6 protein-coding genes are annotated in these 9,473 nt (G+C 32.7%); 4 read left to right on the plus strand and 2 right to left on the minus strand.

Features of this window, described 5'->3' with window-relative positions:
• Positions 1 to 331: helix-turn-helix domain-containing protein (locus JJE11_RS08695; RefSeq protein ID WP_291634615.1), on the minus strand; the 331-nt coding region annotated here is incomplete at its 3' end.
• 297 nt (positions 332 to 628) lie between these two features.
• On the opposite strand from JJE11_RS08695, the gene JJE11_RS08700 reads away from it, so the two are divergent.
• Positions 629 to 1,735, plus strand: a complete 1,107-nt coding sequence (locus JJE11_RS08700; RefSeq protein WP_291634617.1) for a DUF362 domain-containing protein — start codon at positions 629 to 631, stop codon at positions 1,733 to 1,735.
• A gap of 143 nt (positions 1,736 to 1,878) precedes the next feature.
• Positions 1,879 to 2,943, plus strand: coding sequence for a Gfo/Idh/MocA family oxidoreductase (locus JJE11_RS08705; protein WP_291634619.1), 1,065 nt, complete (start codon positions 1,879 to 1,881; stop codon positions 2,941 to 2,943).
• Positions 2,944 to 3,051: 108 nt separating this feature from the next.
• On the opposite strand, the gene JJE11_RS08710 is transcribed toward JJE11_RS08705, so the two are convergent.
• Complete coding sequence (locus JJE11_RS08710) at positions 3,052 to 6,084, minus strand: vitamin B12-dependent ribonucleotide reductase (protein ID WP_291634621.1); 3,033 nt, start codon at positions 6,082 to 6,084, stop codon at positions 3,052 to 3,054.
• A 336-nt stretch (positions 6,085 to 6,420) separates the two neighbouring features.
• On the opposite strand from JJE11_RS08710, the gene JJE11_RS08715 reads away from it, so the two are divergent.
• Both JJE11_RS08715 and JJE11_RS08720 read left to right on the plus strand, forming a co-directional pair.
• Positions 6,421 to 6,927 (plus strand): gamma carbonic anhydrase family protein, encoded by a 507-nt coding sequence (locus JJE11_RS08715; protein ID WP_291634623.1) that lies wholly within the window; start codon positions 6,421 to 6,423, stop codon positions 6,925 to 6,927.
• 126 nt (positions 6,928 to 7,053) lie between these two features.
• Positions 7,054 to 9,462 (plus strand): phosphodiester glycosidase family protein, encoded by a 2,409-nt coding sequence (locus JJE11_RS08720; protein ID WP_291634625.1) that lies wholly within the window; start codon positions 7,054 to 7,056, stop codon positions 9,460 to 9,462.
• Positions 9,463 to 9,473 lie beyond the last annotated feature (11 nt).

Genomic DNA, 9,473 nt, shown 5'->3' on the forward strand with positions numbered 1-9,473 from the left:
CAAAGTAATTGTTTTTAGAAGCCCAGTCACACATCATGTCAAGTACAGGAAGAATCGCTCTACCATTGCTTGTAATTGAGTATTCTACTTTTAGAGGAACTTCAGGATATATTTTTCTTTGTATCACTTGATTATCCTCTAGGGCTCTTAGTTGTTTGGTTAATATATTATGAGTTATATCTGGGATTAAATGATGAAGTTGTCCAAATCTTAAAGTACCAAATTCTCCAAGAAACCATAATATCATAGGTTTCCATTTACCCCCAATAATATTAAAAGCAACTTCAATTTCACATGTGGCTTCTTTTGTATCCTTATTTCTCTTAATCATATGCAGCCTCCAAACTCGAATAATTTAGATAGTATCATAAAGGATACTATCTATTAATAAAGTGCATACTTGTATATACATATACAAGTATTATACTATAGTTGATAACTAAATAGAAAGTATTAAATGTTTAATTGCGATTTTAGCATTTGATATGTTGAAAGATGTTAAACAAATATTAGCATGAGATCTAACTCATAATAAAGCGGTTATGATACTTGACATATAAATAGGAGTAACTCTATAAATGGTGTTAATTTTCATTAAAAATCGTAAAAATTCTGGAGGCTATAAAACATGGAAAAATCAAAGGTATATTTTACCGATATGCACACAACAATGAAAGAAAATCTGCAACAAAAGTTGAGACGTCTAATCAAAACAGCGGGGATTGATCAAATCAATTTTGAAAAAAAGTTTACTGCTATTAAAATTCATTTTGGCGAACCTGGCAATCTGGCCTATCTTCGCCCAAACTATGCTAAAACAGTGGTAGATATCATAAAGGAGTTAGGTGGGAAACCGTTTCTTACTGATTGTAATACTTTATATGTTGGTGGTAGAAAAAATGCACTTGACCATCTAGATGCTGCTTATGTTAATGGCTTTTCTCCATTTTCCACAAATTGTCACGTACTGATAGGAGATGGATTAAAAGGCACGGATGAGGTTTTAGTACCTGTTGAGGGTGGCGAATATGTAAAAGAGGCGAAAATCGGTCATGCTATTATGGATGCAGATATAATTATTACTCTAACCCATTTTAAGGGTCACGAAGCAACTGGTTTTGGCGGTACGTTTAAAAATATAGGTATGGGTTGCGGATCCCGTGCAGGTAAGATGGAGATGCACAGCAGTGGAAAACCATTTATTTCGCATGAGAGTTGTATAGGCTGTGGTCAATGCGCTAAAAACTGTGCATTCAATGCAATTACTGTAACAGAAAAGAAAGCTACCATTAATCACGACAAGTGCGTTGGTTGCGGTCGATGTATTGGTGTTTGTCCTGTGGATGCTGTTAAGCCCGCATCAGATGAATCAAATGATATTTTAAATAAAAAAATTGCGGAATACTCAGCTGCAGTACTAGCTGGTCGTCCAAACTTCCACGTGAGTCTGGTTATTGATGTGTCACCATACTGTGACTGTCATGGGGAAAACGATGTGCCAATTGTTCCAAATGTAGGTATGTTTGCTTCATTTGATCCTGTTGCACTGGATGTTGCTTGCGCGGGTGCGGTAAATGCCCAACCTGTTATAGCAGGAAGTATTCTCGAAAAAAATGGTAACGCGAATCATGACCATTTCACTGATGTCAGTCCTGAAACTAATTGGAAGGTTGCAATTGACCATGCAGTAAAGTTGAATCTGGGTAGTAAAGAATATGAATTAATTACTATTTAAATAATATACAATGTTTTTTCTTATTACGGTATTTTCAAGAAGTAAATTAATTAGTACTGTCAACTTTAATGGTGTACAATGTTAATCATTAATGTTGGCAGTACTAATTTATATTAAAGACATATTAAGAAGGAGTGAACGTTATGAATAAGATAATTAATGTTGGGTTAGTAGGTTATGGTATGGCTGGCAAAGTATTTCATGCTCCTATGATTAACGATGTATCTGGACTAAATTTATATAAGGTTTATACGACGAGTGAAGATGCTATAAAGTCCTTAAAAGAAAGATATTCAGATGTTTTGGTTTCATCAAATATTGATGAATTATTTGAGGACCCAAACATTCAACTTATTGTACTGGCAGTACCAAATGCAGTTCATTATGAATTAGCCGCAAAAGCTTTAGAAAACAATAAGCATGTAGTTGTTGAAAAACCATTTACTGTAACAACGCTTGAAGCAGATAAATTGATAGCTCTTGCAAAACAGAAAAATAGAATATTAACTGTTCATCAAAATAGAAGATGGGATAGTGATTTTAAAACTGTTGAAAAGATTGTGAAAAGCGATTTACTTGGAGATATAGTTGAATATGAAGCACATTATGATAGATTTAGGAACTACTTTGAAGAAAATACATGGAAGGAAAAGAAACTACCTGGTTCTGGAATTTTATATAATTTAGGTTCTCATCTTATAGATCAGGCACAAATTTTATTTGGACTCCCCACTGAGGTATTTGGTGATTTAAGAATTCAAAGACATGATGGAATAATTATTGATAACTTTGAAATTATATTAAATTATCCAAAATTAAAAGTCACATTAAAGGCTGGAACGCTTGTTAGAGAAATTAGTGCTCACTTTACTCTCCTTGGAAATAAGGGATCCTTTATTAAGTACGGAATGGATGTACAGGAAGAAAGTTTGAAAAAAGGTTTAGCGCCAAAGGATTTAGAGTATTGGGGAAAAGAGCCTGATAGCATAAGTGGAAAAATAAATACTGAAATTAATGGGTTACATTTCACAGGTAACATTGAAAGTGAAATCGGAGATTATAGAGAATTTTACTCAAATGTTTATAAATCAATTTTAGGTGAAGATACAATAAAAGTAACGGCACAAGAGGCAAGAAACACAATTAAGATAATAGAACTAGCCGAAAAAAGTAACTTAGAAAAACAATGGATAAAGTTCCACGAATAAATCAAAAAAATGACTATTTATTTACTTGAATACAAGTGCATAAATAGTCATTTCTTATTAAAGCTCAAAGTTATACTTATACTATGTGCTTAAAATATCTGATAGTTGTTAACTACATCCCGTAGTAGTTCCACAGTCCTGGCAAACTTTACAAGTACCGTTTCTAACAAGCCTAGTGCTTGAACAATGAGAGCAGGTTTCAGAGTACAATCTTTCTCCTTTAGGTTCTTCAGTGTTATTGTTTGTAGTGGAAAGCTCATTCTCCGATTCTAATATGCTAGCTGAAATTTCGTTTTCATCAGGTATTAGTGGGTGTTTAGGAGCACTCGTGTTATTGTAATTATCGGGTTTAATTTGGCACCTTGTATAGTCACCTAATTCTATATCAATAATCTTGCTAATTAAATCAGATATAGAAGAAACAGACTTAATATAAGGATGCTTTTGTACAAAACCATAAGGTTCGAATTTTTGTCCTCGAAGCATTTTAGAGATAGCTTGTGCAGGTACATGGTGCTGAAGCATTACTGAAATTGATTTCGATAGTGAATTCAATAGTCCAGTAATAATAGTGCCTTCCCTATCTGTAGTTATATATATTTCAGAGATTTCTCCATTTGAACGCCTATTTACCGTAGTATAGATTTTTACATCTTCAATTTGAGCAGGATGAGTAGTTCCATAACGTATTCCAATTGGTTTTTCTCTTGTAGAATGAGTTGTGTCATCCTGTAGTGCTTTTGATTTCTTTAAAAGATCCGCATATGATAAATCCTCAAGCGAGCGCTCTTTATCTTCAGATAAAGTAGTGTTTAAAGGCTGACTTGCTTTTGAACCATCTCTATATAAGGCGATACCTTTCACACCTAATTTCCAAGAACGCAATATAACTTCTTTAAAGTCTTCAATAGTAGCATTTTTAGGTAAATTTACGGTCTTTGAAATAGAACCTGATATCATTGGAGTTATTGATGCCATCATGAGAACATGTCCCATAAATGAAATATATCTTTTCCCACTACCGCATTTGTTCGCGGTATCAAATATGGACAAATGTTCGGGCTTTAAGTGTGGGGCACCTTCAATTTTCCCATCAATAATTTTTTCGTATTCAAATCCGTTTTCATTAACTTCTTCTTTTCTTAAAATATAATCAAGAATATCAGCTGTTTCGCTGCTTGAATATCCTAGGTTATCTAATGAGTTTTTAATTACAGGATTAACGATGGTCATATAACCACCACCAGATAATTTTTTGTAAATAACATGACTAAAGTATGGCTCTATTGAGGTTGCACCACAATCCATGGCAAATGATATAGTACCTGTTGGAGCTATAACTGTAACTTGAGCATTTCTAAAGCCATATTTTTCACCACTACTTAATACTTTTGACCAACAGTCTTTTAAGGTCTCACTTAAATAAGATAGGGAATTATTATTTAAAATATCGTGCTTAACTTCTACAGGCTCATAATTTAAATTTTCATATTCACTACTTAGAGATCCAGCAGCTCTCGCGTGATTTCTTATAACTCGTTGCATATATTTTTTGTTAAGTTCATATTTCTCAAAAGGAGCTAGTTCTTTTGCGAGCAGTGAAGAAACATAATAAGACTGTGCAGTCATTATTCCGCTTAGCGATGCAGCTACATTTCTAGCATCTTCAGAGTCATAGGCATAACCCATTACCATTAATAGTGAAGCTAAGTTTGCAATTCCAAGGCCAGTGGTTCTAAATAAATAAGTTTTTCTTGCTATATCTTCAGTTGGAAACTGGCCCCAATGTATGGAAGCTTCAAGAACTAATTGAGTAAGCCCTATTAAATGGACATAACCATCTACGTCAAATTTTTTGGTTTTACTATCATAAAATTTATAAATATTAATAGAGGCTAAATTACATGAGGTATCATCTAAAAAAGCATATTCTCCACAAGGGTTAGTTGAATTAATTCTATTATATTTAGCATTAACTATTCCATCTTCTCCAGCAGGGCAAGTGTGCCATGCGTTAAAGGTATCATCAAACTGAGGAGCTGGGTCAGCACATTGCCAAGAAGCTTTATTAAAGGTATCCCAGAGTTCTTTAACATTTATATCTCTATTAACTGATGCATCTGCTCTTCCTTTAAGAGTAATAGTTTGTTTAGGATTTTTTGAAAGGTTAGATACCTTCGTCATGAATTCATCTGAAAATCTTATGGAGTTGTTTCCATTTTGACCAGATACAGTCTCATAAGCCTCTCCTTCAAAACTACCATCATAACCCATTTTAGTTAGAGCGCGTACCTTATCTTCTTCTTTAGCTTTCCAAGTCATGAATTCCATTATTTCTGGATGATTAATATCGAGGCATAGCATTTTAGCGGCACGCCTTGTAGTTCCACCAGATTTTATTGCTCCTGCATTTCTATCAAGTCCTTTTAAAAAACTCATGAGGCCTGAAGAAATCCCACCACTAGATAATTTTTCACCTATAGCTCTAATATTTGAGAAGTTAGTTCCTGTTCCAGAACCGCCTTTAAATAATTTAGTTTCTGTTACATACTGCTCAGAGATAGAGTGCTTGCCAAGTAGTTTATCTTGGATTGAGAGAATGAAACAAGCTGAAGCCTGAGTCCTTGTATAAGCATCTTCGCTTTTAACTATCATTTTTTCTTTTTCATCATAATAAAAATTATCTAAGGATCCACCTTTTATACCATATGATAAGTTAAGGCCCGTATTAAACCATTGAGGGGAATTTGGTGCAAACATTTGATTTAAAAAGGTATATACTAATTCATCATAAAGGATGATTTTTTCCTCTTCAGATTTAATTATAGTCTGGTCGATTAAGGATTCACACCAAAAATTAACAAGCCTATGAGCTACCATTTTCAAACTATCCTCGTAGCCTTTTTTATTGTTAACACCGGATTTTCTGAAATACTTAGAAGCTATAATATCGCAGGAATTTTGTGAGTAATGTTCAGGGAATTCCAAACCTTTCATATCTACAAGTACTTTTTTAGTTTTATGGTCTATTAGAGAAACATCAATTTTTTTCCATTTAAATAAATCATAAACTGTAATTGTTTTATCTTTCTCTAATTCCTTTGTGTAAAATCTTTTAATTAAACTTTTTATATCGGCCATAATAAATACTAGCTTAAAAAGCTAGTATGTTCACCTCCTATTATTTATCTGATATTAAAATCAAATTATGTAAAATGTACTTCTCTATGACTTAGACTAGTACATTAGATGTTTTCCTAACTAGTTACCTACATAATGTGTTCTAAACTGTATAAGATACAATATGTAGTAAGTACAAAGAAATTCATAACTATATATGGTATTATATAATTAAATACTAAAAATATCAATATTTAATTATTTATTATTTTTTAAAATAAATACATACTTTTTTATTTGTTTTACTGTATAATAGCAAGATAATATTTATTATTTTGGGAGAGGTGACAACAACTTATGATACATCAATTTGATGGACAAATACCTAATGTAAAAAGTAATACTTTTATAGCAAACAGTGCAAACATTATAGGAAATGTATATATAGGAGAGCACAGTAACATTTGGTTTGGAACCGTAGTAAGAGGCGATATGAATTCTATGTCTATAGGTGATTATACAAATGTTCAAGATAATTCTACGGTGCATAATGATGATGGTTTTCCAGTTGATATCGGAAATTATGTAACTATAGGGCATAATTCTACAATACACGGTTGTAAAATTTCAAGTTATACTTTAATTGGTATGGGAAGCATTATACTAAACGGAGCTGAAATAGGTGAATATACTATAATAGGGGCTGGCAGCTTGGTAACTCAAGGTAAAAAAATACCTTCTGGCGTTCTTTGTATGGGATCCCCTGCAAGAGTCATTAGAGATTTAACTATAGAAGAAAAAGAAAGTATAAAAAAATCAGCTGAGGAATATGTTGAACTTTCAAAGAAATATATTATAAAGTGAATTTTTCTTTAAAATATAAATAATTTAAATACAGTAACCTTCTTGTAAAATTTTTCTTTACAAGAAGGTTACTGTATTTTTTTGTAGAATAGTATAAGGTATATAAAAGAAAAGGGGGCGTCTATTTTGAAACATATAAAACTTAAAAACTTAAAAAAGAAAAAATTTATTTCGTTATTTTTGAGCAGTTTTTTTACTCTTAGCATTTGTATTTCTTCTGCTGTAGATGTTTATGCGGTAACTCAAAAAGAGGATCACATTATTATAGATGAAAAAATTGCGAGTGGGGTACAATACATAGAGCAAAATAGGAATTATTATGATGGGGATGAAAAAAGTATACAATTAAAGCAGACTCTAAACATTATCAAAGCAGATTTAAACAACAGTGATGTTGGATTAATATTTGCAAAATCAAAAGATGTAGCACTATCAAAAGATACAGTATCAAATCAAATTGAACAAGAAAAATCTAAAAATAACAGTGTAGTAGGCGGGATCAATGGTGATTTCTTCAATATGGTTATAGGCGCAAGTGTAGGGCCTCAAATTAAAGATGGTACACCAATTACAGGATATACATGCAAGTCAGATGAAAGTAGATATCCCATATTTGGTATAGATAAAAATAATAAAGCCTTTATAGAAAATATGAGTTTTAATGGTAAACTTACAAAGGATGAATCTAAGGCTAGTTATTCGAGCTTAAATGTTCAGCCCAAAAGTGTGCTTATAGATAGTGTTAATAGATTTGGTGAATACGAAGTAAATAAATACAGTGTGAAAAATAATCTGATGATACTAACACCTGATTATAGTGAAAATAGAAAAATAGAAAAATCAGCTTATGCTCCAAGTGATGTACTTACTGTAATAAGGGGAATAGAGGAACCTATATTACTCGGCGAACAGTTTACTGGAGTAGTTGAGAGTATAGGAGCTGGTAGCAAAGAAGTAACTATACCAGAAGACGGTATAGTAATTGCAGCAAATGGTACAAAAGCAAATTGGGTAAAAGAAAATCTTAAAATAGGAGATAAGGTAAGCTTTAATTTAGACTTTAGCAAGAAGGATATTGTATCAGCCATGGGAGGATATAATTACTTGGTTAAAGATGGAAAAGCACTATCGGGATTATCTATGATAAGTGCTGGTGTAGACAAGTATCTTGTGACACCTAGAAAACCTAGAACAGCAATTGGAATAACTGAGGATAATAAAGTTATTGCCCTAACGGTTGGAGGGGGACTAGCATCAGCCGGAGTTAGTGATGGAGCTACACTAGAAGAAATGGCTACCTTTATGGCGGAGCTCGGTGCGGTAGTTGCCATTAATTTTGATGGTGGTGGTTCCACCCAGATGAATATAAGGCATTATGCGGAAAATAATAATACTATAGTGAACATTCCAGCTGAAGCTTCAGAAAGAGCTGTAACTAATGCCTTACTATTTACTAACAAAGCAAAAATAACTAATATAGCAAATGATCTTATTTTAAAAGAAAACATATTTATATACAAAAATTCATCTTACAACTTTAGTTTAAAAGGAGTAGATACTAATTTACACCCTATGAATTTTGATGACAAAGATGTTACTTGGTCTGTGACTGAGAAAGCTGGACAAGTTACTTCTAAGGGACAGTTCGTAGCTTCTGATACATCTGCAATGGGAGATGTAAAAGCTTCCTTAGATGGCATAACAGCAAGTACAAAGGTTACGGTGTTAGATACATTAGGGTCACTTAGTTTAACGGACACAGATACAATTTTATTGAAAAAAGGTGACACTTATAAGTTTTCGGTAAAAGCGACGAATGTAAAAGGCGAAAATGTTTTAATTGATAATAAATCAGCAAAATGGTCCGTTATCGGTAATTTTGGGGAAATTGATGAGAATGGATTATTAAGTGTTACAGCAAAAGATGCGCTGGGACAAGTAACAGTGGAAGCTGGAGGCAAAAAAGCATCTGTTAAAATAGAAGGACCAAAGGATACTGCACCTATAGAAGAGCCAAAAGATACTGTGCTTATAGAAAATTTTGAGCAAAATGATGAAGCAACTTATAGGATAGGTGGGTATGTAGGTGGAGTTGGTCTAGTATCTTCGGAAAAGGCGGGAGAAGGTAATAAAAGCTATAAAATATTATATAATTATGATTTAAAATGGTCAAGAAAATATAATGGAACAATAGATTTAAATCCAACAGTAATTAATAGCAAGGGTGAAGTTAATACTAATAAATTCACATCTGAAATAAGACCTACGAAAATAGGCATGCAGGTATATGGTAATGGTATAGCTCCATGGCTTAGAGGCATCGTTGTAGACGGAAGTGGAAAGGAAACCACTATAGATTTTGCAAGATCAATCTCTTGGAAAGATCAGTGGAAAGATGTTTATGCAGAAATTCCTAATAACTTACCTTTACCAATAACTCTTAAAAAAATATATATGGTAGAAGTTAATAAGGATTTGCATTGCAGTGGTACAGTTTATTTTGATGATATAAAATTTGTGTATACTGACAAGTAAGCATATAAAAA

Origin of the sequence: Clostridium sp., from assembly GCF_016650095.1 — a bacterium.
GTDB lineage: Bacteria > Bacillota > Clostridia > Clostridiales > Clostridiaceae > Clostridium_AD.

What these genes read in the sequence shown, in the direction of transcription:
- JJE11_RS08705 (WP_291634619.1), top strand. Translation starts at nt 1,879, where the DNA reads ATGAATAAGATAATTAATGTTGGGTTAGTAGGTTATGGTATGGCTGGC.
- JJE11_RS08700 (WP_291634617.1), top strand. Translation starts at nt 629, where the DNA reads ATGGAAAAATCAAAGGTATATTTTACCGATATGCACACAACAATGAAA.
- JJE11_RS08710 (WP_291634621.1), bottom strand. Translation starts at nt 6,084, where the DNA reads ATGGCCGATATAAAAAGTTTAATTAAAAGATTTTACACAAAGGAATTA.
- JJE11_RS08715 (WP_291634623.1), top strand. Translation starts at nt 6,421, where the DNA reads ATGATACATCAATTTGATGGACAAATACCTAATGTAAAAAGTAATACT.